The 24,527-nt window shown below is 74.8% G+C and carries 19 protein-coding genes and 1 pseudogene; 14 read left to right on the top strand and 6 right to left on the bottom strand.

The window, feature by feature from the left end; all coding sequences use genetic code 11:
• Nucleotides 1–23: 23 nt before the first annotated feature.
• Nucleotides 24–455 (top strand): annotated as a pseudogene (locus IE172_RS15400) (ATP-binding protein); the annotation flags it as partial.
• A gap of 18 nt (nt 456–473) precedes the next feature.
• Here IE172_RS15400 and IE172_RS15395 read toward each other — a convergent pair.
• Entirely contained in the window at nt 474–2,906 is a 2,433-nt protein-coding gene (locus IE172_RS15395; RefSeq protein WP_190097789.1) for a SpoIIE family protein phosphatase, read from the bottom strand.
• Between the two features lie 368 nt (nt 2,907–3,274).
• Between IE172_RS15395 and IE172_RS15390 the strand changes: the two genes are divergently transcribed.
• Nucleotides 3,275–5,770, top strand: coding sequence for a SpoIIE family protein phosphatase (locus IE172_RS15390; RefSeq protein WP_190097788.1), 2,496 nt, complete (start codon nt 3,275–3,277; stop codon nt 5,768–5,770).
• Between the two features lie 32 nt (nt 5,771–5,802).
• Here IE172_RS15390 and mmuM read toward each other — a convergent pair whose 3' ends face one another.
• Entirely contained in the window at nt 5,803–6,726 is a 924-nt protein-coding gene (mmuM, locus tag IE172_RS15385) for a homocysteine S-methyltransferase (protein ID WP_190097787.1), read from the bottom strand.
• Between the two features lie 100 nt (nt 6,727–6,826).
• Between mmuM and IE172_RS15380 the strand changes: the two genes are divergently transcribed.
• The 4 genes from IE172_RS15380 (at nt 6,827) to IE172_RS15365 (ending at nt 12,000) form a co-directional block, all read left to right on the top strand.
• The gene (locus tag IE172_RS15380) at nt 6,827–9,493 is read left to right on the top strand and encodes a winged helix-turn-helix domain-containing protein (RefSeq protein WP_229886088.1); all 2,667 of its coding nucleotides are present in this window, start codon (nt 6,827–6,829) and stop codon (nt 9,491–9,493) included.
• Nucleotides 9,494–9,506: 13 nt separating this feature from the next.
• A complete protein-coding gene (locus tag IE172_RS15375) occupies nt 9,507–11,135 on the top strand; it encodes an MFS transporter (RefSeq protein WP_190097785.1) in 1,629 nt (542 codons plus the stop codon).
• Nucleotides 11,135–11,659, top strand: a complete 525-nt coding sequence (locus IE172_RS15370) for a hypothetical protein (protein ID WP_190097784.1) — start codon at nt 11,135–11,137, stop codon at nt 11,657–11,659. The genes IE172_RS15375 and IE172_RS15370 overlap by 1 nt, the downstream gene beginning before the upstream one ends.
• 143 nt (nt 11,660–11,802) lie before the next feature.
• Entirely contained in the window at nt 11,803–12,000 is a 198-nt protein-coding gene (locus IE172_RS15365; protein WP_190097783.1) for a DUF8691 family protein, read from the top strand.
• A 16-nt stretch (nt 12,001–12,016) separates the two neighbouring features.
• On the opposite strand, the gene IE172_RS15360 is transcribed toward IE172_RS15365, so the two are convergent.
• Entirely contained in the window at nt 12,017–13,420 is a 1,404-nt protein-coding gene (locus IE172_RS15360; RefSeq protein WP_190097782.1) for a DUF2252 domain-containing protein, read from the bottom strand.
• 160 nt (nt 13,421–13,580) lie between these two features.
• On the opposite strand from IE172_RS15360, the gene IE172_RS15355 reads away from it, so the two are divergent.
• From IE172_RS15355 to IE172_RS15335, 5 genes are all read left to right on the top strand, one after another.
• A complete protein-coding gene (locus IE172_RS15355) occupies nt 13,581–14,222 on the top strand; it encodes an HdeD family acid-resistance protein (RefSeq protein ID WP_190097781.1) in 642 nt (213 codons plus the stop codon).
• A gap of 124 nt (nt 14,223–14,346) precedes the next feature.
• Nucleotides 14,347–14,817 (top strand): SHOCT domain-containing protein, encoded by a 471-nt coding sequence (locus tag IE172_RS15350; RefSeq protein ID WP_190097780.1) that lies wholly within the window; start codon nt 14,347–14,349, stop codon nt 14,815–14,817.
• A gap of 81 nt (nt 14,818–14,898) precedes the next feature.
• A complete protein-coding gene (locus tag IE172_RS15345) occupies nt 14,899–15,345 on the top strand; it encodes a DUF7144 family membrane protein (RefSeq protein ID WP_190097779.1) in 447 nt (148 codons plus the stop codon).
• A 12-nt stretch (nt 15,346–15,357) separates the two neighbouring features.
• Nucleotides 15,358–16,809 (top strand): diacylglycerol/lipid kinase family protein, encoded by a 1,452-nt coding sequence (locus IE172_RS15340; RefSeq protein WP_229886086.1) that lies wholly within the window; start codon nt 15,358–15,360, stop codon nt 16,807–16,809.
• On the top strand, nt 16,697–17,518 hold the full coding sequence (locus tag IE172_RS15335) for a class II glutamine amidotransferase (RefSeq protein ID WP_229886108.1): 822 nt from the start codon (nt 16,697–16,699) through the stop codon (nt 17,516–17,518). The genes IE172_RS15340 and IE172_RS15335 overlap by 113 nt, the downstream gene beginning before the upstream one ends.
• A 277-nt stretch (nt 17,519–17,795) precedes the next feature.
• On the opposite strand, the gene IE172_RS15330 is transcribed toward IE172_RS15335, so the two are convergent.
• Nucleotides 17,796–18,989 (bottom strand): FUSC family protein, encoded by a 1,194-nt coding sequence (locus IE172_RS15330; RefSeq protein WP_190097777.1) that lies wholly within the window; start codon nt 18,987–18,989, stop codon nt 17,796–17,798.
• Between the two features lie 92 nt (nt 18,990–19,081).
• Here IE172_RS15330 and IE172_RS15325 point away from each other — a divergent pair, with 92 nt between their 5' ends.
• The 3 genes from IE172_RS15325 to IE172_RS15315 are packed head-to-tail and all read left to right on the top strand — an operon-like array spanning nt 19,082 to nt 22,760.
• On the top strand, nt 19,082–19,939 hold the full coding sequence (locus IE172_RS15325) for an SMP-30/gluconolactonase/LRE family protein (RefSeq protein WP_190097776.1): 858 nt from the start codon (nt 19,082–19,084) through the stop codon (nt 19,937–19,939).
• Entirely contained in the window at nt 19,936–21,339 is a 1,404-nt protein-coding gene (locus tag IE172_RS15320; RefSeq protein ID WP_190097775.1) for a glucose-6-phosphate dehydrogenase, read from the top strand. The genes IE172_RS15325 and IE172_RS15320 overlap by 4 nt, the downstream gene beginning before the upstream one ends.
• Nucleotides 21,336–22,760 (top strand): sugar porter family MFS transporter, encoded by a 1,425-nt coding sequence (locus IE172_RS15315; RefSeq protein ID WP_190097774.1) that lies wholly within the window; start codon nt 21,336–21,338, stop codon nt 22,758–22,760. The genes IE172_RS15320 and IE172_RS15315 overlap by 4 nt, the downstream gene beginning before the upstream one ends.
• A gap of 18 nt (nt 22,761–22,778) precedes the next feature.
• On the opposite strand, the gene IE172_RS15310 is transcribed toward IE172_RS15315, so the two are convergent.
• Nucleotides 22,779–23,873, bottom strand: a complete 1,095-nt coding sequence (locus IE172_RS15310; RefSeq protein WP_190097773.1) for a PP2C family protein-serine/threonine phosphatase — start codon at nt 23,871–23,873, stop codon at nt 22,779–22,781.
• A 29-nt stretch (nt 23,874–23,902) separates the two neighbouring features.
• The gene (locus tag IE172_RS15305; RefSeq protein WP_190097772.1) at nt 23,903–24,442 is read right to left on the bottom strand and encodes a gluconokinase; all 540 of its coding nucleotides are present in this window, start codon (nt 24,440–24,442) and stop codon (nt 23,903–23,905) included.
• Nucleotides 24,443–24,527: the final 85 nt, after the last annotated feature.

Genomic DNA, 24,527 nt, shown 5'->3' with positions numbered 1-24,527 from the left:
CGTACGGGTGCGCGGACTGTTCCATGGTGGACACGGAGCGTGAGTCTCGTCCCGTGAATCAGGAAACTTCACCCCCGTCCCAGTCCCTCTGCCCCCGTGAGCGCCTCTTCCGCCGTGAGCGGCGCTCCGTGCCCGGTGCGCGGGCGTTCGCGCGGCGGGTGCTGGAGGACTGGGGCGTGCACGCGTCGCGGATCGACGACGTGCTGCTGTGCGTCAGTGAACTGGTGACCAACGCCCTGCTGCACGGGGTACCGCCCGGCCGGGGCCTGCTGCTGAGGCTGCTGCCGTACGCCGACAGGGTCCGTGTCGAGGTGCACGACAGTGGCGGTGGTGTGCCTGCCGTACCGCGCGGTGAACCCGACGAGAGCGGGCGCGGGTTGCTGCTCGTGTCCGGGCTGGCGGACCGGTGGGGGGTGGAGGAGAGGGCGCCGGGCAAGGTGGTGTGGGGCGAGTTCGTCACCGCCGCCGTGCCGTCACGCCGCGCCGCCCGGGAGTTCGACCTCCGCCCAGATGGTCTTCCCGTCGACGCGGTGGCGGGTGCCCCAGCGCCGGGCGAACTGGGCGACCAGCAGCAGACCGCGGCCGCCCTCGTCGAACGTGCGGGCCCGCCGCAGGTGCGGGGCGGTACCGCTGCTGTCGTACACCTCGCAGATGAGCGTCCCGCCGCGGATCAGCCGTAGCTGGACGGGTGGCTGCCCGTAGCGGATGGCGTTGGTGACGAGTTCGCTCACCACGAGTTCGGCGGTGAACGCGGTGTCCTCCAGGTGCCACGCCTCCAGCAGGGCGGCCACCTCCGCGCGAGCGTCGGCCACCGCAGCGGGGTCGGGCGGCAGATCCCAGGTGGCGACGTGGTCCCCGTCGAAGGCCCGGGTGCGGGCGAGGAGCAGGGCGGCGTCGTCCTGCGGCCGCGTCGGCAGCAGCGTGCGGAACAGGTCGTCGCAGATGGCCTCCAGGGAGTCGGCGGGCCGCTCCAGGTAGCGGCGCAGCCGGGCGAGGCCGCTGCCCAGGTCGTGCCGCGTGCCCTGGACGAGCCCGTCCGTGAAGAGGGCGAGGAGGCCGCCCGGCGGCATGTCCCACTCGCAGGTCTCGAAGGGCAGACCGCCCAGTCCCAGCGGCGGACCGGGGCGGATGCCGGCGAAGTCCACCGTGCCGGCGGGTGTGACGACCGCGGGCGGCGGATGGCCCGCGGCGGCGGCCGTGCAGCGCCGGGACACGGGGTCGTGGACGACGTAGAGGCAGGTGGCGATGAGGTCGGTGGGCACGTCCAGGTCGGCGCTGCGGGTCGCCGGGGTCTCCTCGGCGGACGCCACGTGGGTGACGAGGTCGTCCAGCTGCGTCAGGAGTTCGCCCGGGGGTAGGTCGACGTCGGCCAGGGTGCGCACGGCGGTCCGCAGGCGCCCCATCGTGGCCGAGGCCCGCAGGCCGTGGCCCACGACGTCGCCCACGACCAGCGCGACCCGGGCGCCGGACAGCGGTATGACGTCGTACCAGTCGCCGCCCAGTCCCGCCCGCGTGCGGGCCGGAAGGTAGCGGTGGGCCACCTCGGCCGCCTCCTGGGTGGCGATCCGCCGGGGCAGCAGGCTCCGCTGCAGGCCGAGGGCGGTCTCGCGTTCGAGGGTGTAGCGGCGGGCGTTGTCCACGGCCACGGCGGCCCGCGCGCCGATCTCCTCGGCCAGCATCAGGTCGTCCTCCGTGAAGGGCTCCTCGCGCAGGTGCCGGAAGAGGAGTGCCACGCCGAGGGTGACGGCCCGGGCGCGCAGCGGGATGACCATCACCGAATGCACCCCGAAGGTCCGCAGCATCCTCTCGCGGACCGCGTCGACCCGCGCCCACGCCCTGATGGCCGGGTCGATGGTGCGGTGCAGCGAGGCCTCGCCGGTGGCCAGGCAGCGGGCGGGCGGTGTGGACGGGGGGTAGTCGTCCAGGTCGCCCGGCCGGTACAGCGCCTCGGGCAGCCCGGACAGCACGGACTGCTGCGCCGCGCGGCGCAGGGTGACGGAGCCGGTGGGGGAGGGGCGCGGCTCGACCCCGCGGAACAGGGAGTCCAGCAGGTCCACGGTGACGAAGTCCGCCAGCCGGCCCGCCACCAGGTCGGCCATCTCCTGCGCCGTCCGCATCACGTCCAGGGTGGTGCCGATCCGTGTGCTCACGTCGTTCAGGAGGGTGAGCCGCTCCCGGGCCAGGTGCTGCTCGGTAACGTCGATGGCGGACACCTCGAGGTGCCGGGCCCGCCCGCCGGGGTCCCTGAGCGGGGACACGGTGACGGACCAGACCCCTTCGGGTGCCGCCGGCCGGACCCTGCCCCGCACGCGGAACTGCTCGGTCTCTCCCGTGCGCAGCACCCGGCGCATGCTGTCCTCCACGTCCCGGCAGATGGGGGAGGGCAGGATGTCGGTGACCAGAAGGCCCGCCATCTCCTCCTCGCTCCGGCCGAGCTCGCGCCGGGCGCCGGCGCTTGCCCGTACGGCCCGCAGCGCGGAGTCGAACACCATGACCGGAAGACGGCACTGCGCGAACACCGCGTCCTCCGTCGCCCTGCCCGCCTCCGGCGGCGGACGGGGCGGCGTGGCCACGACGAGGCGCCGGGCGCGGCCCTCCCCGTCGACCCAGGGATACGCCCGCAGCCTTACCTCCACCCGCCCGCCGTCCCGGTGCCGGAGCAGGGCCGTCGTCTCCCGCCCGTCGAGGACCGCGCGGATCGCGGCCCCCGTGTCCGTGCCGGCGTCCGCGCCGAACAGACGGTCCACGGGGCGCCCGATGGCCGCCCGGGGCGGGTAGCCGAACAGGCGCTCGGCACCCGGGCTCCAGCCCGCCACGACTCCCTGCGTGTCGACGACGGCCAGGGCCGGGGCCGCCCGGTCCGGGAGGTCGTCGGCGTCGCCGTCGAGCGGGATGGCGTCGCGCATATGATCATCGCCCGTTCTGTCCTCGGGGCCGCCGGCGCCTCGGACCGGGGGGCCGGTGGCCGAGCGGTCTCCCGGGACCGGTGGGCCGGAGGTCCGCCCCGCCGGGACGATCCCGCCCCGGCGCCTTCCGGCGCCCGGCCTCTCCCCCTCACTCCCCTTCCATCGTCCTGCACCCGCGAGCGCGCGTCACGCGGTGCGCGGGCCCGCGGCGGCCGGCGACTCTCCTCGTCCGACGCCCGCCCCGGTCACGGCGCGCGTCGCCCGCCCCTCGCCCGGTGTCCGGCGCATGCCCATCCGATCCGCGTTCTTTAGCATGGTGTGTGCCGATCGATGCGGCGGGTGTGCCATCCGTCAGGGACGAGAACGCGGTGACGAGACAGCAGCACGCGTCCGGGCTGCCCGGCGTTCAGGGAGCGGAGCGCACGGACAGGCTGCCGTTCCACCCGCCCGCCCTGGCCACCGTCCGGACGGCGGCCAGGGTCATGGCGCTGCTCGCCGCTGTCGCGGGCCTGGTGGGCCTGACCGGGTGGATCCTCGACATCGCGGCGCTGAAGAGCGTACTGCCCGGTGTCGCGGTGTCCATGAAGGCGAACTCGGCCGTGGCCGTCGTGGCGCTGGGAGTCTCGCTGACCCCCGTCGCGAGCGGCCCGGGCCGCAACCCGTGGATCACCGCGGTGGCCCGCGCGGCAGCGGCCCTGGCCCTGCTGCTCGGGGCGCTCACGCTGGCCGAGTACGCCACCGGGACCGGCTTCGGCATCGACGAGCTCCTCTTCCAGGACGACACCGCCTCCGTCCAGACCGAGGCGCCCGGACGGATGGCGCCGAACACCGCCGTGGCCGTGACGCTCGCGGGCGCGGCATCCCTGTGCGCGAGCGCGCGCCGGCTCCCCGCGTGGATCAGTCAGGCCCTCGGGCTGGTGGTCGGGGCCTTCGGCATGCTGCGCATCTACGGGGCCGCCTACGAGGTACCCGAGCTGGAGCGGTTCAGTGCCTACACGGGGATGGCCCTGCACATCGCCCCGGCCCTGGTTCTCCTGGGCGCGGCCGTCTTCCTGGCGCGGCCGGACGAAGGGCTGACCGGGCTCGTCATGAACGCGGGCACGACGGGGGCGCTGGGGCGCCGTCTGCTCGTCATCGCCGTGGTCGTGCCGCCCCTGCTCGGCTGGGCCGTCCTGGAGGGGGAGAACGCCGGCCTGTTCGGGGTGAGGCTGGGGATCACCCTGCTGGTGTGGGGCCACGTGGCCGCCCTCACCGTGGTGATCTTCCCGGTCCTGGCCGTGGGCCGCCGCATCGAGGTGGCCCACGCCCGTCTCGAGTGGCAGGTGCGCCAGAACAGACTGCTGCAGGCCTTCATGGACCACACGCCCGCGTTGGTGTTCATCAAGGACCTGGAGGGCCGTTTCCTGGCGGTCAACACGAGGTTCGAGGAGAGCCTGGGGCTGACCCGCGACCGGGTGCTGGGCCGCCGCGACCTGGACGTCATGCCGGCCGGACTCGGCCGGCACGCGCGGGAGGCCGACCTGGCGATGCTGGCCCGGGGCGAACCCGTGCAGCGGGAGGAACAGCTCACCCTGTCCGGCGGTCCGCAGGAGTTCCTGACCACCCTGTTCGCGCTCAACGACGCCTCCGGTACCCCCTACGCCGTGTGCGGCGTGGTCACCGACATCACCGAGCGTGTCGCCGCCCAGCGTGAGGTGCAGCGGTCGCACCGGCGGTTCCGCGCGCTCCTGGAGTCCGCACCCGACGCCACGCTCATCACGGACGGCAGCGGCACCATCGTCATGGCCAACACCCAGGTGGAGCGGGTCTTCGGCCGGCCGCCGGGCGACCTCGTCGGCACCCGGGCCGCCGACCTGGCGCCCGAGGCGACGCGCCGGCGGCAGGGCGCCCTCCTCGACGCCTACCTGCGACGGCGTGACCCGCAGCCGGCGGTCGTGGACCGGAACCTCCACGGGCTGCGCGGAGACGGCTCCACCTTCCCCGTCGAGGTCAGCGTCAGCAGTCTCCAGACCGAGCGGGAGACCCTCGCCGTGCTGTCCGTACGGGACATCACCGAGCGCAGGCGGACGGAGGCCGCACGCGCCGAACGGTACGAGCAGCAGCGGCACATCGCCTACACCCTGCAGCACAGCCTGATGGGAGAGCCCCCCGCCCTCGCGTACCTGCCCAGTGCGCACCGGTACCTGGCCTCCGTGCAGGACCCCGGGGTCGGTGGCGACTGGTTCGACATCATCCCCCTCGGCGGCCACCGCACCGGCGTCATCATCGGCGACGTGATGGGCCGGGGACTGGAGGCGGCGGCCGTCATGGGGCAGCTGCGCGCCGCCTCCCACGCGCTGGCCCGTACGGGCGCGACGCCCAGCGGGCTGATGACCTCACTGGACGCGTTCGTCGGTGACCTCGCCGACCAGCTCGTCACCTGCCTCTACCTGATAGTGGACCAGGACACCTCCGAGGTGGCCGTCTGCTCGGCCGGCCACCTGCCCGTCATCGTCCTGCCGCCCGGCGGGCCCCCCGGCCGGCTGGGCACACCGGTCGGCGTGCCCCTCGGGGTCAACGACCCGGGCGGAGGCGGGCTGCCGTTCGAGGAGACGACGGTGCCGCTGCCGCCGGACAGCGTCCTGGTCCTCTACACCGACGGACTGGTCGAACAGCCCGGCACCGACATCGAGGCGCGGATCGACGTCCTCGCCCGCACCGCCGGCGCCACGCTGAGGGGCGCCCGCGCCGACCCGCCGACCCTGGACCGGGCGGCGGACCGGCTGATCAGCACCCTCATCACCGCCCCGGACGACCACGACGACGACGTGACCCTTCTCCTGCTCGGCGTACCCGGACCGCACGGGGCGGACGACGACCGCTGACGCGGGCGCGGGGAGCCGGGCGTGCGAGGGCGCTACGTCCGTTCCCGCAGCACCCCGGCGACCGACGCGATCGTCCCCGGCCCCACCCGGCAGCACCCGCCGATCAGCCGGGCCCCCGACTCACGCCACCCCGCGACGCGGGAGGCGGTGAACGTCGGCCGGCCGGTCCACGCCCGCGCCCCCGCGTCCCACCTCTCGCCGCTGTTGGGGTACACCACGACCGGTTTGCCGGTGACGCGGGCGGCGAGGGCGACCGCGTGGTCGGCGTCCTCGGGGGTGCAGCAGTTCACCCCGACCGCGATCACCTCGTCCGCCCGCGCGGCGAGCGCGAAGGCGTCCTCCAGCCGCTGACCGGCGCGGGTGCGACCGCCGGACACCGAGTACGACAGCCAGGCCGGCACTCCCAGGCCGCGCAGCGCGCGCAGCAGTGCCTCGGCCTCGTCCGTGTCGGGGACCGTCTCCAGGGCCAGCACGTCCGGGGCGGCGGCGGCCAGCACCTCCATCCGGGGGCGGTGGAAGCGTTCCAGCTCCGCGACCGACAGACCGTACCGGCCCCGGTACTCGGAGCCGTCCGCGAGCATCGCCCCGTACGGGCCGACCGAGGCGGCCACCCGGAGCGGGCGGGACGTCCGGGCCCGCCGGGCCGCCGTACGGGCGCACCCGACGCTCAGCGCGAGCAGGGCGGCCGCCTCGTCCCGGCCGGTGCCGCGCCGCGCGAAGCCCTCGAACGTCGCCTGGTAGCTCGCCGTGATCGCCACGTCCGCGCCCGCCGCGAAGTAGGCCAGGTGCGCCTCGGTCACCGCCTCGGGGTCCTCGGCGAGCAGCCGGGCCGACCACAGCTCGTCGCCCAGGTCGTGCCCCGCCGACGCGAGCTGGTTCGACAGGCCGCCGTCGAGGACGACCGTGCGGCCTTCCGCCAGTGCCTCGGCGAGGGAGGACGTGGTGCCGGTGCTCATGACCCCGACGGTAGTGCGCGCACCGGCCACGGCGCGCCGTCCGGCCGCACTGCTGGGATGCTGGGAGGGAGCACAGCCGTGGCCGGAGAGAACAGGGGCGGTGGGTGCCGTGAACGGAGTCGATGAACAGGGATCGGCCTCGCGGAGACGGTTCGTCGACCCGCACGGGGACCCGTTCCTGCGGACGAGGTTCGCCGTTCCGCCGCGTCCCGTGACGTTCCTGCCGCGCCCCCGGCTGACCCGGCACCTCGACGAGGCCCTGCGCACTCCGCTGACCCTGGTCAACGGGGCGGCCGGAGCCGGGAAGAGCCTGCTGGTCGCCGACTGGGTGCGCCGTCCGGACCGGCCGGGCGGACTGCCCGTCGCCTGGCTCACCACCGACGCGGTCGGGGACGCGCCCGGGATGTTCTGGGCGTACCTGCTGCAGGCCCTGCGGGTCGCCGGGGTCCCGCCGGCCGCGGACATCGGGTTCCCGGCGGACGCCAGCCGGCTGAGCCCCACCCTGCGGGCCCGGCTCGCCGCCGAGCTGAGCGCGCGCGAACGGCCCGTGATCGTCGTGCTCGACGAGTTCGACCGGGTCACCTCCCCGGAGATCGCCGAACAGCTGGAGTTCGTCCTGCGCCACGCCGGTCCGGGACTGCGGCTGGTCCTCGTCACCCGCACCGAGCCGCTGCTGCCCCTGCACCGCTACCGGGCCGCCGGGGAACTGACGGAGATCAGGGACGCCGAACTGGCGTTCACCCCGCACGAGGCGGCCCGGCTGATGGAACTGCACGGGCTGCGGCTGCCCCCGGCCGCGGTGCGCGGACTCGTGGAACGCACCCGGGGATGGGCCGCCGGACTGAGGCTGTCCGCGCTGGCGGCGGGGCAGAGCCCGGACCCGCGGGCGTATCTGGAGGAGTTCGAGGCGGACCGCAGCGCGATCGCCGACTTCCTGCTGGCGGAGGTGCTGAAACGGCAGGACACCGGGACCCAGGAGCTGCTGCTGCGGGTCAGCGTGCTCGACCGGTTCTCCCCCGGCCTGGCCAACGCGGTCACCGGGCGCGACGACGCCGAGGGCATCCTGGCGCGGCTGAGCCGGGACAACGCGTTCGTCGAGCACGTCGGGCACGGCCTGTACCGGCTCCACCCCCTGTTCGCGGAGATCCTCCGCGCCCACCTGCGGATGCGCCGGCCCGGCCGGGAACCCGAACTGCACCTGCGGGCCGCCGCGTGGCTGCGGCGCTCCGGGGCGCTCGCGGAGGCGCTCGGGCACGGCGCCGCCGCCGGCGACTGGGAGTTCACCGCCGGTGCCCTGGTCGACGACCTCGCCATCGGACAGTTCTTCACCGGGCTGCGCTCCGACGCGCTGACCGGGCTGTTCGCCCGCATGGGGCGGGAGGGCGCGGGACCCGCCCCCGAGCTGGTGCGGGCGGCCGGCCGGCTGGCCCGGTGCGAACTCGACGCGGGGCTGACCCATCTGCGCCGCGCGCGGGACGAGCTGGGGGAGTACGACGGCACGCCGGACGCGGCGCCCGTCCAATTGACGTGCGCGCTGCTGGAGGCGCTCGCCGCCCGGATGGCCGGCGCGCCTGACCGGGCGGAGGACGCGGCGCGCGCGGCCGGGGAGCTGTGGGGCGCGGTCCCCGAGGCGCTGCTGGACCGGCATCCGGAGCTCACCGCGCTGCTGCTGGACCACCTGGGGTCGGCACGGCTGTGGGCGGGGCGCTTCACGGAGGCGCGGGCCGCCCTGGCGGCGGTGGCGGACGCCGCTCCGGGCGCGGCCACGGCGCTCCCGCGTGAGGACTCGCTGGGCAGGCTCGCCCTGATCGACTACCTGGACGGCCGGCTGGGCAGTGCCGAACACCAGGCCCGCGAGGCCCTCGCCGAGACGGAGCGCTTCGGTCTGCCCCGGCCGTCCGGGTCCGGTGTCGAACGGCTCGTCCTGGCCGCCGTCGCCGTGGACCGCGACGAACTGGGGCAGGCGCAGGCCCTGCTCGACACCTCGGCCGGGTCGCACCCCGCGATGCGGGACCCCGTACTGCAGGCCGGACGGGCGCTGACGGCCGGGCGGCTGCGGTTGGCGCGGGGCGACGCGGAGGCCGCGCTCAAGGCGGTGGAGGCGGACGTGGCGGCCGAGGCGGCCTCACCGTGGGCGCGCGCGGAGACGGCGCTCGTCGCGGCCGCCGCGCACCTCGCCGAGGGCCGCACGCGGACGGCCGAGGAGCTGCTGGCCGAGGTGCCCGACGAGCAGGTGGCGTGCGCGGTGGGGGCCGCGCGGCTCCACCTCGCCACCGGGCGGGCCGCCGAGGCGGTACGCCTGCTCGACCGGGTGCGCCCGGAGGAGAGGGCCGGTCCCGCGGTGACCGTGCGGGCCGCGCTGGTGCGGGCGCAGGCGGCGCACGAGGCCGGGGACGGCGCGACCGCGCGGCGGCTCGTGGCGCGGGCCCTGGCCCAGGCGCGGCGGGAGCGACTGCGCCGGCCCTTCCGCGAGGCCGGGCCGTGGATACGGCCGTACCTGGGCACGGCCCCGCACTGGCTCACGCCCGGCACCGGTCCCGCGCCGCGCCGCCCCGGGCCACCGCCCCCGCTCGTCGAGGAACTCAGCGGGCGCGAGCGCGACGTGCTGCGGCGGCTGGCGATGACGATGTCCACCGAGGAGATCGCCGCCGACCTGTACGTGTCGGTGAACACGGTGAAGACCCACCTGAAGAGCGTCTACCGGAAACTGTCGGTCAACCGCCGCAACGAGGCGGTACGCCGCGCCCGCGAACTGGACCTGCTGTGACGAGGGAGACGCCGTGAAGCACTGGCGGGCGCTGGTCGTCCTGGGGACCGCGCAGTTCCTGATGGTCCTGGACACCTCGGTCATGAACGTGTCCATCAGCCAACTCGTCGACGACTTCGACACCGAGGTCACCGCGATCCAGGCCGTCATCACGCTGTACGCGCTGGTCATGGCCGCCTTCATGATCATCGGTGGGCGGCTGGGGGACATCCTCGGACGGCGGCGCGTCTTCCTCGGCGGGCTGGCCGTCTACGCCACCGGCTCGGCGCTGACCGCCGTAGCGCCCACCCTGTGGGTGCTGGTCCTCGGCTGGTCCGTCATCGAGGGCCTCGGCGCCGCGCTGGTGCTGCCCGCGATGGCGGCGCTCGTCGCCGAGTCCTACCGCGGGCGGGACCGGGCCGTCGCCTACGGCGTCGTCGGCGGACTGGCCGGTGCCGGCATCGCCGTGGGGCCCCTGCTCGGCGGCTGGGTGACCACGTACCTCACCTGGCGGCTGGTCTTCGCGGGCGAGGTCGTGGTCGTGCTGGCGATCCTGCTGCTGCGCGGCGCGATCACCGAGGCACCGAGGACGGGGGCGCGCCCCCGGCTGGACGGGGTCGGCGCCGCGCTGTCCGCGGCGGGCCTGGCGCTCGGCGTCCTCGGTGTGCTGCAGAGCGGCACCTGGGGCTGGGTGCAGCCGCGCAATCCGCCCTTCACCGTCCTCGGCTTCGCGCCGACGCTGTTCGTCATCGGCGCCGGGGTGGCCGTCCTCGCGGCCTTCCGCCGCTGGGAGCACCACCGGGACCGGCGCGGCGCCGAACCGCTGGTGCACCTGCCCCTGCTGCGCAGGCCCGCGCTGAGGTCCGGCCTGATGTCCCTGGTCGGCCAGAACCTGATCCTGCTGGGGCTGTTCTTCACGATCCCGCTGTACCTCCAGGTCGTGCAGGGCTTCGACGCCTTCGAGACGGGGCTCCGGCTGCTGCCGGTGTCCGCGACCATGCTGGTGACCTCGCTCGGCGCGGCCCGGCTGGGCCGCCTGGCGGGCCCCCGCCGGATCGTCCGGCTGGCGCTGGTCACGGTGGCGGCGTCCGTCGTGTGGCTCCTGGCCACCATCGACCCGGTCATCGACGACGCGCAGTTCGCCGGGGCGATGGCCCTGCTGGGCGTGGGCATGGGCCTGTTCGCCTCGCAGCTCGGCAACGTCGTCCAGTCCGCCGCGGGGGAGGAGGAGCGCAGCGAGGTCGGCGGACTCCAGTACACGGCCCAGAACCTGGGCTCGGCCCTCGGCACGGCGCTGATCGGGTCGCTGCTCGTCGGCTCCCTGGCGCAGGCCTTCACCTCGCAGGTGGAGGACGACGCCCGGCTGTCGCAGGAGGCCCGGCAGCAGGTCGGTGTCGCCCTCCAGGCCGGCGTCACCTTCGTCCCCACCGGGCAGGTGCGCGAGGCGGCCGTCCGCGCCGGACTGCCGCCGCAGGAGGTGGACGCCGTGACCGACTCCTACGCGTCGGCGCAGCTCGACGGTCTGAAGGCGGCGATCCTCGCCACCGGCGGCATCACCCTCGCGAGCTTCCTGGTCACCCCCGGCCTTCCGGGGCCGGCACCCGGGCGCGGCCGGGGTCCGGACACGGCGGGCCGGGGCCCGGCCGTTCGGAGGGAGCCGTGATGTCCGGCGCCGGACACGCGGCCGGGCACCCGCCCGCACGGGCCGCCGGCCGCAGGACGCACGCCGACTACACGGGTGGCGTCTACGGCTCCATGCTCGCGGCCTCGGTGATCGTCGGGGCGGGCACGCTCGGCTCGTTCCCACGGGTGGAGCTGGTGCTGCTGCTGTTGCTCACCGGCGGGGTGTTCTGGATCGCCCATGTGCACGCACAGCTGTTCGGGGAGCGGCTGGCGCGGCACAGGCCGGACCGCCGGGTCGTCCTGCGGGTGTGCCGCGAGGAGTGGACCGTCGTGAAGGCCGCCGTACCGCCGGCGGCCGCGGTGGCCGTCAGCCCTCTGCTCGGCCTCGGTGTGCAGGGCACCCAGTGGTTCGCCCTGTCCGTCGCCGTGGCGGGCCAGGTGGGCTGGTCGGTGGCGGCCTCCCGCCGGGCCGGTGCCGGACGGCGGCTGATCGTCCTGTCGGCCTCGGTGAACCTCCTGCTCGGCCTCGTGATCCTCTCCTGCAAGCTCTGGCTGAAGCACTGACCCGCGCGTCAGGGAAAGCCCTCACCGGGCCCTCACCCACGGTCTCTCACCTGTACGGGGTGAGCCCGCCCGGCGCCCGGAGGCGCACGCTCGCAGGTACGGGCGCGCGGCCCACGCGATCCAGGCCATCCGGGGAGCAGCTCATGCGCTACGAGATCCGTGTCGAGGGCCATCTCTCGGAACCGCTCATCAGGGTGTTCCCGGAACTCGAACACGTGACCATGTCGGGGCAGACCCTGCTCTTCGGGCATGTCGTCGACGAGGCGCACTTCTACGGACTGCTGGCCCGGTGCCAGTCCCTGGGCCTGCGGGTGCTGGAGATGCGCCAGGTGCCGGAGTGACGCCGCGGCCGTCCGGTCACCGGTTCTCGGCGCGCACCCGGCCCGCCCGCACGGCGGCGCCCAGCGCCTCGAAGTCCCGCTCGTTGCGGTCCGCGTAGTCCTGGGCGAACCCGGCGAGCGCCCGGTCGAAGCGGTCGCCCCCGCCCAGGTAGGCGGCGATGGCGACGGGGTCGCCGGAGCGGGCGTGGGCCCGCGCCAGGCTCGCCCCGCACAGCCGCGCGAACAGCCGCATCAGCCCCGGGTCCATGGTCTCCGGGCGGGCGATGCCCTTCCAGTCGCGCAACTGCCGTACGTAGAAGTCGCGGGGCCTGCCGTCGAGGCCCACGGCGTGCGTCCAGCCGAGCAGGATGTCGCTGGTCGTCTGGATCAGCCGCTGCCCCGCCACCACACGGCGGCCCTGGTTGTCGTGGTGTTCGCCGTCCGCGTGCGGGGCGAGCACCGACTCCTGCGCCTCCTTGGCCTGCAGCAGCAGGGGATCGTCGTCGTCCCTGCCCAGCAGCAGCACGATCCAGCAGCGGGTGCCGACACTGCCGACGCCCACCACCTTCCGGGCGACGTCGACCAGGTGGTAGCGCCCCAGCAGGTGCCGGCGCTCCGACGACAGCGAGCGCGCGTAGCCCTCCAGGACCTCGCGCAGGGCCTTCTCCTCGGCGGCGGGGTCCTCCACCAGGTCCCGCAGCGGCGTGATCAGCGGCGGGTCGGCGGCGATGCGCCGCCCCTCGGCCGTCGGGCGGGTGAGCTTCGTGAAGGCCTGGAGATGGGTGCGGGTGCGGGCCCGGTCGGTCGCCTCGGTGGTGCGGCGCCGGGCCTCGCGGTCCATCGACGAGTCCATCAGCTCCCGCAGCCGGTCGGCGTCGTCCTGCGCGTACCAGATGTCCAGGGTGCGCATCCCGGCGAACTCCCGCATGCGCCGCCGGTACGCCTCCACGCAGGCCCGTACCGCGCCGTTCTGCGTGCCGGCCGGGAAGCCGTTCGCCCGCCCGGCGATGGCGATGCTCGCCGCCAGCCGTTTGACGTCCCACTCGAAGGGGCCCTCGTGGGTCTCGTCGAAGTCGTTGATGTCGAAGACGAGATGGCGCTCCGGGGAGGCCAGCAGCCGGAAGTTGAGCAGATGGGCGTCGCCGCACAGCTGCACCGTCAGACCGGTGTGCGGGCGCGGACCGAGATCCGCCGCCATGATGGCCGCCGCCCCGCGGTAGAACCGGAAGGGGGACTCCAGCATCCGGCCGTACCGGACCGGCACCAGCTCGGGCAGCCGGGTCGCGGACTGCCGCTCGATCACGCCGACCGGGTCCTGCCGGCCGGGGGCGGCCTCGAACGAGCCGTGGGACGACCGGGGGACACGCCTGCGCGCGTCCCTGCCGTACGCGGCCCGCTCGGCCGGGGACGGAGAGGCGTGGTACGTACTCGGCACGGTCATCGCTGTCTCCCGCCTGCACCGCGAACGACGCCTGCTCACCGCCATCCCATCGTCCCCCCGATCCGGCCGGATCACCCGTCGGGGGTGACGCCCGCGAGGGGGCCCGGGCGGAAGGCTGGCGGTGCGCCCGCGAGGCGCCCCCTGCGAGCGAGGAGGAGTCATGTCCGTGACACGCGGTACGGCACCCGGCGCCGGTCCCGAACCCCTGCCGGGCGGCCCCGCCGAGATCCTGGAGGCACTCGGGCGCTCGTGGCAGTGGATCCTCGCCTCCGCGGTCGCCACCCTGGTGCCGGGCGTCATCGTGCTGGTGTGGCCGGAGACCACGCTGCACGTCCTCGCCGTGCTCGTCGGCCTGTACCTGCTGGTGACGGGGGTCATCCGCTTCGTCGGCGTCTTCGGCCGGGAGGAACAGGGGGAGCGGCTGCCCGGGCTCCTGCTGGCCGTACTGTTCGTACTGGCCGGAGTGCTGTGCCTGCGCAACCCGCTGCAGACCGTCGCCGCCCTCTCCCTGATCGTCGGGGTGGTCTGGCTGGTGTCGGGGATGCTCACCCTCTTCACCGCCCTCGCCTCGCGCGACCTGCCGCACCGCGCAGTCGTCATCGGCGCCGCGCTGCTCGCCGTCGTGGCGGGCATCGTCGTCCTGGCCCTGCCCGCCGAATCGGCCCGGGCGCTGACCCGGCTCCTGGGCCTGTGGCTCGTCCTGCTCGGACTGGTCGAGGCGGCCGTCGCCCTCGCCTGGCGCTCCGCCCTGACCCGGGCCGGCGTCACGCGCGGGGCCCGCGGTCCCGCCGGGACCGGCTGAACCGCGGGACCTCACCCGGGACGGTTCACCCGCCCCGGGTGAGGCAGCACCCCCCTGCCGCCCACACCCTGAAGTCGGCACACGACGCGACGTCGGGCACGGACGGCCCGGAACGGAGGACGAGATGAATGTCGCGACCTATCTCGCGTACGACTTCCCCCTGCTGAGCGCCTTCTGGACGCTGCTGGTGTTCTTCCTGTGGATCATGTGGTTCATCCTGCTCTTCCGGGTCGTCATGGACATCTTCCGCGACGACGACCTGAGCGGCTGGGGCAAGGCCGGCTGGCTGGCGTTCGCGATCGTCCTGCCCTTCCTGGGCGTTCTCGTCTACGTGATCGCCCGCGGCAAGAACATGGGACGCCGTGAGATCGCCCAGGCGCGCGCACAGCAGGACGCGTTCGACCGTTACGTCCGGGAGACCGCCAAGGGTGCGGCCGGACCCGCCGGCAGCGTGGACCAACTCGCCCGGCTGTCGGAGATCAAGGCCCGCGGCGACATCTCGGACGACGAGTTCCGCAGGGCGAAGGAACTGGTCCTCAGCGGCCACGGCCCGGCGGAGCAGGCGAAGCCGTTCGCCTCGTCCACGGGGCGCTGAGGGCACGAACCGAGCCGACCGTACGCACGGGGCCGGCCGCACGGACCGGGCCGGCCGCACCGACCGAATCGAGGCAGCGGAATGGCAGCGACACACCCGACACACGGAGCCGGCGCGACCGGCACCACGGCGCCCACGGCGAAGCGGCAGTGGGCCGAGGGCCTGACGGTCTTCGCCGCCGTCTCGCTCATGATCGTGGGAGTGCTCGACATCCTCCGGGGCATCATGGGCATCGCCGAGGACGACGTCTTCGTGTCGACGCAGAACTACGTCTTCCAGTTCGACCTCACCGCCTGGGGCTGGACCCACCTGGCGCTCGGCGCGCTCGCGGTGCTCGTCAGCCTCGGCCTGGTACGGGGAGCCCTGTGGGCCCGCGTCGCCGGAGTGACGATCGCCGGTCTCCTCATCATCGCCAACTTCCTGTCCCTGCCGTACTACCCGGTCTGGTCCGTGGTGATGATCGCCTTCTCCGGGTTCATCATCTGGGCCCTGTGCGTGTCGCGCTCGGGCTCCCGGTCCGAGCGCTGAGCCGGAGGCGCCATGTCGCGGACCGCCGCCCGCACGGACGTGGCGCGGGCGCGGCTGGCGCTCCTCGCGCTCGCCGCCGCCGTGCTGGTCCCCCTGGTCGCCGCCGGCCCGCGCGGCGTGCTCTGGGTGCTGCTCGGGCTCGCCGGACTGGCGGTGGCGGCCGTGGGACTGTGGTGGACGCTCGCCCACTCCGGCGCGGTGCGCGTCCTCGGCGCGGTGCTGTGCGTGACCGCTCCGCTGACCGTCCTGGCGCTGTACGCCGCGGGCGGGATGCTCGCCCCGGCCGCGCTGTCGCTGGCCCTGTGGGTGCTCGCCGCGGGCGCGGCGCGTTCGGCGTCCGCGTCCGCGCGTGCCGCGCCGGTGCCCGCCCCGCCGCCGGCCCGTCCCTGGGCCCTGATGAACCCGCGCTCCGGCGGCGGCAAGGTCGACCGGTTCCGGCTGGCGGAGCGGGCCCGGACGGCGGGCGTCCGGGTGGTGCTGCTCGGCGCCGGGCACCAGGACGTGGCCGCGCTCGCCGAGGACGCCGTACGCGACGGGGCGGACCTGCTGGCGGTGGCCGGCGGGGACGGCACGCAGGCGCTGGTGGCCGAGGTGGCCGCCCGGCACGGCCTGCCGTTCCTGGTGATCCCGGCCGGCACCCGCAACCACTTCGCCCTCGACCTCGGGCTCGACCGGAACGACCCGGCGAAGGCCCTCGACGCCCTCACCGACGGCGTCGAACTCCGCGTCGACCTCGGCTTCGCCGCCGGGCGGGTGTTCGTCAACAACGCCTCCTTCGGCACGTACGCGGCCGTCGTGGCGGAGCCCGCCTACCGGGACGACAAGACCCGGACCACCCTGCGGACACTGCCCGGGCTGCTGTCCGGCCCGTCGGCGCCGCGGCTGCGCCTGAGGGCCGGCGGGAGCCTGGCGGAGGGGTTGCAGGCCGTGCTGGTCAGCAACAACCCCTACCTGCGCGCGGTCGACGCGGCCCGCCCGGGGCGCCGCGAGCGGCTGGACTCCGGACGGCTCGGCGTGCTGGGGGTACGGGTGGAGGGCGCCGTACGGGCCGCCGGCATGGCGCGCGGCTCCCGGGCGGCCGGGCTGCTGCGGCTGACCGCCGGGGAGGTGGTCGTCGAGGCGGACACCCCGGCCGTCCCGGCGGGCGTCGACGGGGAGCACGTCCTGCTGCCGGCCCCGGTGGTGTGCCGGATCGTCCCCGGAGCGCTGCGCGTGCGCGTTCCCCGCGCGGCGGTGAGTGGACGGCGCCGGAGCGGGGAACCCGACTGGCCGCGGGTGACCGCGCTTGCGCTGGGACGCCGGGACGACGGTCGCGCCGACGACCGGGAAGGCGGTGGACATGTGCCGTTGGCTGGCCTATTCGGGCACTCCGATCCTGCTCGACACCCTCCTCTACAAGCCGGCCCACTCGCTGATCGACCAGAGCCTGCACGCGAAGATGGGCGTGGAGACCACCAACGGTGACGGGTTCGGCGTCGGCTGGTACGGGCCGGACAGCGACAGTCCCGCGGTCGTCCGTGACATCGGGCCGGCCTGGAGCGACCGCAACCTGCGGGAGATCTCCCGGCACGTCGTCTCGCCGCTGTTCTTCGGCCACATCCGGGCCTCCACGGGGACGGCGGTGCAGCAGACCAACTGCCATCCGTTCCGCCACGGCCCCTGGATGTGGATGCACAACGGCGCGATCGAGGGCTTCCACCTCATCCGGCGCGACCTCGCGATGTCCGTCGACCCGGGACTGTTCGCCGACATCGAGGGGTCCACGGACTCCGAGATGATGTTCTACCTGGCGCTCACCCTCGGCCTGGAGGAGGACCCCCCGGGCGCCGTCGCCCGGATGGCCGGCCTGGTGGAACGCACCGGGCACGCGCACGGCGTGGAGTTCCCGCTGCAGATGACGCTCGCGGTGACCGACGGCACGCGGCTGTGGGCGTTCCGCTACTCCAGCCAGAAGCGGTCCCGCTCCCTCTTCTACAGCACTCGCGTGGAGACCCTGCGCTCGCTCCACCCGGACCTGGACTTCCTGCGCGGCGCCTCCGACGACACCCGCCTCATCGTCTCCGAACCCCTGGGCGACCTCCCGGGCGTCTGGAACGCCGTACCGGAGGGGGCGTACGGAGTCGTCCAGCCGGAGGGCGACCGGATGGCCGACTTCACTCCGCAGGCGGCGTAGGGCTCCCACCGGGCGGGGCGTACGGACGGGAGGCCGCACCTCGACGAGGTGGTGGCCTGCCCCCGACCGGCGCGCGGACCGCGTCCTGGTCCGGATGGCGGTCGGTGACATGCGGGACGGCGGGGTGGGCGGGGACGATCGGTGGAGGCCGCTCCACACCGTCCGCTGCCAGGCCCGCACCGTCCAGGGACTCCCCATGACCGCCAGGAACGAGGGGGGACCGCCCCGCCCTCCGGGCCGGCGCCCCCCGTCCGACCGGCCCGCCCGCCGCGCGCCGCTAGCGAGGCCCGCCCCGCGGCCCGCCACCGGGCCGGCCCCGCAGCCGGAGCCAGCCCACGAGCCGTCCGGGCGCGGGCGGATCCGGAGGCAGGCGCTGCTCCAGGGCCCCTTCGCGGATCGCCCTGACCGCCTCGGCGGGGTGAACCCCGGCGAAGGCGATGACGTCGGCGGCGACCATGCGCAGACCGTGCGCCAGGAAGGGCCCGTCCGGGGTGGCCGCGGCGCTGTCCGAGGTGATCCGGGTGGCGAGCGCCAGCGCGCGGTCCGCCGCCCGCTGGCGCACCTCACGGTCGCCGAGCCCGTGGGCCAGCGAGTCGACGACGTCCGCCAGGTCCCGCACCGGCTCCCGGAACCGGGCACGCGCGCCGGAGCCGGCCGACGCCACGAGACGCGCGAGCGTGAGACAGCCGGCACCCAGCAGGTCGAGATGCCCCGCGTTCTCCTGCTCGCGCACGACGACCTTCGCCCGCCACACCAGCGCCCGGCGGGTGATGCCCGTACTGGCCCGGCCCACCCGGTGCAGCTCCGCCAGGTCGTCCCGTACGTGCCGGAGCTCCTCGACCGCCCGCCCGGCGAGCTCGTCGTCGTCCTCCGCGACGGCGGCGGCCGTGACGGCGAGCCCGCCGGCGATCGCGGTGAGCGCCGTCTTCTCGGCCCCGCGCAGCAGGGCCAGGGGCTCCGGCGGGAACAGGACCTGGGTGAACAGCAGGGCGATGCCCGCACCGACCAGCACGTCCACCAGGCGCTGCACGCCGTTCGACTGATCACCCAGCGCCACCACCAGGATGGCGCTCACCGCGGCCTGCACGACGACGACCTGCGGGCCGCGCGTCAGCCGTGCGGCCGTGAGGGCGACGAAGATGCCCAGGGCCATCGAACCCGGACCGGTTCCCACGGTGAGCAGCACCAGCTCGCCGACCACGAGGCCCAGGACCACGCCCCCCAGCAGCCGCAGCGCGTGCAGACCGCGTTCTCCCAGGTTCGCGGTCAGCGCGATGAGCGCCGAGATGGGGGCGAAGTACGGCGCGGGGTGGTCGAGGAGGTAACGGGCCACCGCCCATGCCGCCGTGGCGCTGACGGTCGCCTGGAGCAGCAGCCATCCGTCGGCCACCGCCCGTCGGCCGGCGGCCGGCAGGCCGGCTGTCGCCCGGCGCAGCGCCCCGTGGACGGTGCGGGGCCGCGGTGCGCTCATCCCCCGCATCCTGCCACCGGGCCCGCCCGCCCGCCCGGCACCGCCCGGCTCCGGCGAGCCGCCCGGCCCCGACCCGGAGGGAGACCACCACGGTGAGGACCGAACAGCTCACCGAGCCGCTCGCCTACCACGGCGAGGGGCCGGTCCGGTCCGAGGCGTGGGGCGGCCTGCGCCGGCTGGACATGCTCGCGGGCGACGTGCTGTCGCTCGCCCCCGACGGGACCGTGGCACGGCGGCACATCGACACCGTCGTCGCCGCGGTCCGGCCCCGACGCCGCGGCGGCGCCGTGATCGGTGTCGAACGCGGCTTCGCCCTCGAGGACACGGACGGAACGATGACCATCTTGGAACCGCTGTGGAGTGATGACCGGGTGCGCATGAACGAAGGAGACTGTGATCCCGACGGCCGGTTCCACTGCGGCTCCGCGGCCACCGACGGCCGGGAGGGCACGGGGTCCCCGTACCGCCTGGACCCGGACGGATCGGCGACGGCCGTCCTCGACGGGGTGACCGTCTCCAACGGCCTGGCGTGGAGCCCCGACGGGAGCCGCGCCCACTACGCCGACACCGCCACCGACCGCGTCGACGTCCTCGACCACGACCGTGAGGGCGGCCCGACAGGACGGCGGCCGTTCGTCGTCGCACCGGCCGGTCCCGACGCGCCCGGCAGGCCCGACGGGCTGACGGTGGACGCGGAGGGCGGGGTGGGGGCCGCCCTGTACGACGGTGGCGCGGTCCACCGGTACGCACCCGACGGCACCCTCGACGAGGTCGTCGAACTCCCCGTCACCAAGGCGACGGCCTGCACCTTCGGCGGGCCCGCGCTCGACCGGCCGTTCATCACCACCTCGCGCGAGCACCTCCCGCCGGACGCCCAGCCGCGGGCCGGAGCGCTCTTCACCCGCACCCCGGGAGTCCGGGGCCGGGCCGTGCGGGAGTTCGCCGGATGAGCGCCGACGGCGCCCGCGGCGGGACCGGGCGGACGCAGACGCTGGTCGTCCTCGGCGCGAACGGCGACCTCACCGCGCGACTGCTCCTGCCGGGGCTCGGCGGCCTGGTCGCCTCCTCCTCGCTGAGCGGCCTCCACCTCGTCGGCAGCGACCGGGGAGAAGGGACCGACGAGGAGTGGCGGACGCTCGTCGCCGGGGCGTTCGCCGAGGGCGGCGCCGGCGGCGCGGCCGTCGACGCCGTCGTCCGCGACGCCCGCTACGTGGCCGCCGACGCCACCGACGAGGACGACCTGCGCCGCCTGCTGGACTGCCGTCGCGGCCGCCTCACGCTGTACTTCGCGCTGCCGGCGGCCGTCACGGTCGAGGCGTGCCGGGCGCTGTCCCGGATCGGTGTGCCGGAGGGGACCCGGCTGGTGCTGGAGAAGCCCTTCGGGACCGACGCGGCCAGTGCCACCGCCCTGAACGACCTGCTGCACGGTTTCGTCCCCGAGGACCACGTCCACCGCGTCGACCACTTCCTCGGCATGTCGACGGTGCTCAACATCCTCGGCGTCCGCTTCGCCAACCGGGTGATCGAACCGCTGCTGACGTCGGAACACGTCGCAGCGGTCGACATCGTCTTCGACGAGACGCTCGGGCTGGAGGGCCGCGCCGGCTTCTACGACGCGACCGGCGCCCTGCGCGACATGCTGCAGAGCCATCTGCTCCAGGTGCTGGCGCTGGTGGCGATGCCCGCGCCGAGCACCCTGGACCCGGTGGACGTGCGGGACGCCAAGGCACACGTCCTGCGCGCCACCCACGTCTGGGAACACGACCCCGAACGGTTCAGCCGGCGCGCCCGCTACACCGCCGGCACCGTCGACGGCCGCGCGCTGCCCTCCTACACCGACGAGCCGGGCATCGACCCGGCCCGCGAAACCGAGACGCTGGCCGAGATCGTGCTGGCCGTCGACACCTGGCGGTGGGCCGGCGTGCCGTTCCGGGTCCGCTCGGGCAAGGCGATCGGCTCGCCCCGGCAGGAGGTCACCTTCTGGTTCAAGGCACCCCAGCACGTCCCCGACGGGCTCGCCGGTGAGGTCCCCGGCAACCGGCTGCGCATCGGCATCGGGCCGCGCCGGCTCCGGCTGGACCTCAACATCAACGGCCCCGGCGACCCGTCCACCATCTCCCCGGTGTCGCTCGACACCAGCTTCGGCCCGGGCGAACTGCTCGAGTACGGCGAGGTGCTCCGGGGCGTCCTGGAGGACGTCAAGCCCCTGTCGGTGCGGGACGACATGTCGGTGGAGTCCTGGCGCATCGTCGAACCCGTGCTGGACGCGTGGCGCGAGGGCCGCGTCCCGCTGGAGGAGTACCCGGCCGGAAGCCTCGGCCCCGCGGCACGGGAAGGCGGTCCGTCGTGAGCCAGGCACTGAACACGCGCCCCGGGGAGGAGAGCCGCTTCGTCCACCTCACCCCGGCGGGAGTGCACCGCGTCCGCGGATGGGCGATGTCCATCACCCTCGGCAGCTTCCTGTTCGGCTTCGACACCGGGATCATCTCCGGCGCGCTGCTGTTCATCCGGGAGGACTTCGGCCTCAGCTCCTTCGAGCAGAGCTCGCTGGTGAGCGTCCTGCTGCTCGGCGCGGTCGTCGGCGCGCTGGCCAGCGGAAGGATCGCGGACCGCTACGGACGGCGCCCGCTCCTCGCCGGCCTCGGTGTCCTGTTCTTCATCGGCATCGTCGCCGCAGCGGTCGCGAACGGCTACGGGGTGCTGATGCTGGGCCGCGTCGTCATGGGCCTCGCCGTCGGGGGAGTGTCGGCCACGGTGCCGACCTACCTCGGCGAGATGGCACCCGCGCAGGTCCGCGGCCGCGTCCTCAGTCTGAACCAGCTGCTCATCAGCGCCGGTCTGCTCACCTCCTACCTCGTGAACTGGGCCTTCTCCGGCTCGGAGAACTGGCGCGGGATGTTCTGGGTCGGCGGCATCCCCTCCGCGCTCCTCGTCCTGGCCTGCCTGTGGCTGCCCGAGTCCCCGGTGTGGCAGCTCACCCACGGCAGGACGAAGGCGGCGCGAAGGACGCTGGACAAGGTCACCGAACCCGGCGGCACGGACCTCGTCGTCTCCCAGTTCGGCCGCCCCGACCGGGACGGCGGACAGCGTGACCGGGGCGCCGGGGGCGGATCGGGCGGTGTGCGGGCGCTGCTCGTACCGGCGGTCCGCCCCGCGCTCCTGGTCGGCGTGATCCTCGCCGCGCTGCAGCAGTTCTCAGGGATCAACACGATCCTCTACTACGCACCGACGATCATGGGCAAGGCCGGCCTCTCCGCCTCGAACTCGATCTACTACTCGGTCTTCATCGGCGTCATCAACGTCGTGATCACCGTGGTCGCCCTCAACCTCGTGGACCGCGTCGGCCGGCGCGTCCTGCTGCTGGTCTCCCTCGTGGCGATGGCGGTCTCCATCGCGCTGCTCGGCATGGCGTTCGCCGCGGACCTCGATCCGGTGCTCATGCTCGTCTTCATGCTGCTGTACATCGTGGGGTTCGGGGTCGGCCTGGGCCCGGTCTTCTGGGTCCTGCTCGGCGAACTCTTCCCCCCTGAGCAGCGCGCCGAGGGATCCGGTGCCGGCGCGACCGTGAACTGGCTCTCCAACTTCGTGGTCAGCCTGCTGTTCCTGCCCCTCATCTCGGCCATCGGGGAGGGGCCCACCTTCTGGATCTTCGGCGGGATCTGCCTGCTCGGGGTGGGGTTCGTCGCCCGGTTCGTCCCCGAGACGCGCAGTCGCCGGGCCGCGGAGGTGGGCGCCGACCTGCACCGCAGATGGAACGTGCGGACCGGCTGACCGCCGGACCGGGCGGAGTCACTCGACCCGGGTGACGGCGAGGAGCGCCGCGTCGTCCTGGAGGCGTCCGCCGGTGTGGCGCAGGACGGCGGTGAGGAGGGTGTCGAGCACCGTCTCCGGGTCCCCGGGAAAGGGCCGGGAGAGCGCCGGTACCGGGTCGAAGAAGACGCCCTCCTCGTCGCGGGCCTCGTCGATGCCGTCGGTGAACAGCACCAGGGTGGCGCCCAGGGGCAGGTCGAAGACGTCGACCGGGCTGTCGTCGCCGCCCAGGGGGCCCAGGCCCAGGGAGCCCAGCCCCAGGGGCAGCGACGGCGCGGCCGGCTCCAGGGCCCGCACCGTGCCGTCGTGCAGCAGCAGCGGCGGCTCGTGGCCCCGGTTGGCGAGCCGCAGCTCGGACCGGCCCGGGGCGAGCTCCGCGACGAGGGCGGTGGCGAACGCCTCGGCCTCCGCCCCGGTCGCCCGCGCGGTATCCGCCTGCATCCTGATCTCCAGCTGCCGGACGACCCCCGCCAGCTCCGGCTGGTGGTCGCACGCCTCGCGGAAGGCGCCGAGCAGGGCGTTGACCGTACGGATCGCCCGGAGTCCCTTGCCGCGCACGTCGGCGAGGATGATCCGCACGCCGTGCGGCGTCTCGTGGACCGCGAAGAGGTCCCCGCCGATGGCGGCCTCCTCGTGGGCGACCTCGTACCGGGAGGCAACGGCCAGCCGCCCCACCCGCCGGGGCAGTTCCGGGAGGACCGCGCGCTGCACCTCGGCCGCCACCTCGCGGCTCGTCCTCAGCTGCCGCCGGTCGCGCGCCAGCAGCACGTTGAGCACCGCCGCGACGACGGTGAGCAGGATCAGGCTGGTGAAGGGGACGAGGTCGTCCCAGGTGGGGTCCCTCTCGACGTACACCAGGGCCAGGCCCGCGACGTTCGCCGCCACTCCGGTGGCGATCGTCCCGCGCAGGGAGAGCAGGGGCGCGGCCACTCCGGGGGCGGCCGCGAGCAGGGGGAAGACATTGACGCCCTTCGGGATGGCGAGGTCGATGACGAGCGCGCCGACGATCACCGCGGCGGGCAGCCACCGCAGCCGCTGCCGGCGCTCTTCCGCTTCCCTGAGCTGCTCGGGCATCTCCTGTCCCCGCATCGGCTGGGAGGGGTCTACCGTGTGGCCGCGGACCGGTCCAGGTCGCGCAGCGCGTCCACGACGCGGTCGGTGATCTCTTCCGGGGTGCCCGACACGTCCACCGTCACACCCGCCTCGTCCGGCTCCAGCGGCTGCAGCTCGGCGAGCTGGGAGTCCAGCAGTTCCCGGCGCATGAAGTGCCCCTGCCGGCGCGCCAGCCGCTCCTCGATCAGCCCACGGTCGCCCGTGAGGTGCGCGAACACGATGCCGGGAGCCGCCGCCCGCACCCGGTCGCGGTACGCCCTGTGCAGCGCGGAACCGCTGATCACCCCGCCGAGCCCGGCCCGCCCGCGCGCCCACGCCCCGATCCGGTCCAGCCAGGGTTCCCGGTCGGCGTCCGTGAGCGGCACACCGGAGGACATCTTGGCGACGGCCGCCGGCGCGTGGAAGTCGTCGCCCTCCGCGTACGGAACACCGAGCCGGGCCGCCAGCAGGACACCGATGGTGGTCTTGCCGGTACCGGTGACGCCCATGACCGCCACGACCCGGGGGCCGTGCCCGCTTCCCTGTGCCATGGCGCGATCCTCTCAGGGAACCGGCACGGCGGCAGTCCGGGAGCGGCACGGCCGGACCCTGCCCGCCCCCGCCCGCCGGACCGGA

This window comes from Streptomyces griseoflavus (genome assembly GCF_014649995.1).
Lineage (GTDB): Bacteria > Actinomycetota > Actinomycetes > Streptomycetales > Streptomycetaceae > Streptomyces > Streptomyces griseoflavus.
Note: the sequence above shows the minus strand (reverse complement) of the source record. Positions and strands in the feature narration are given on the sequence as shown.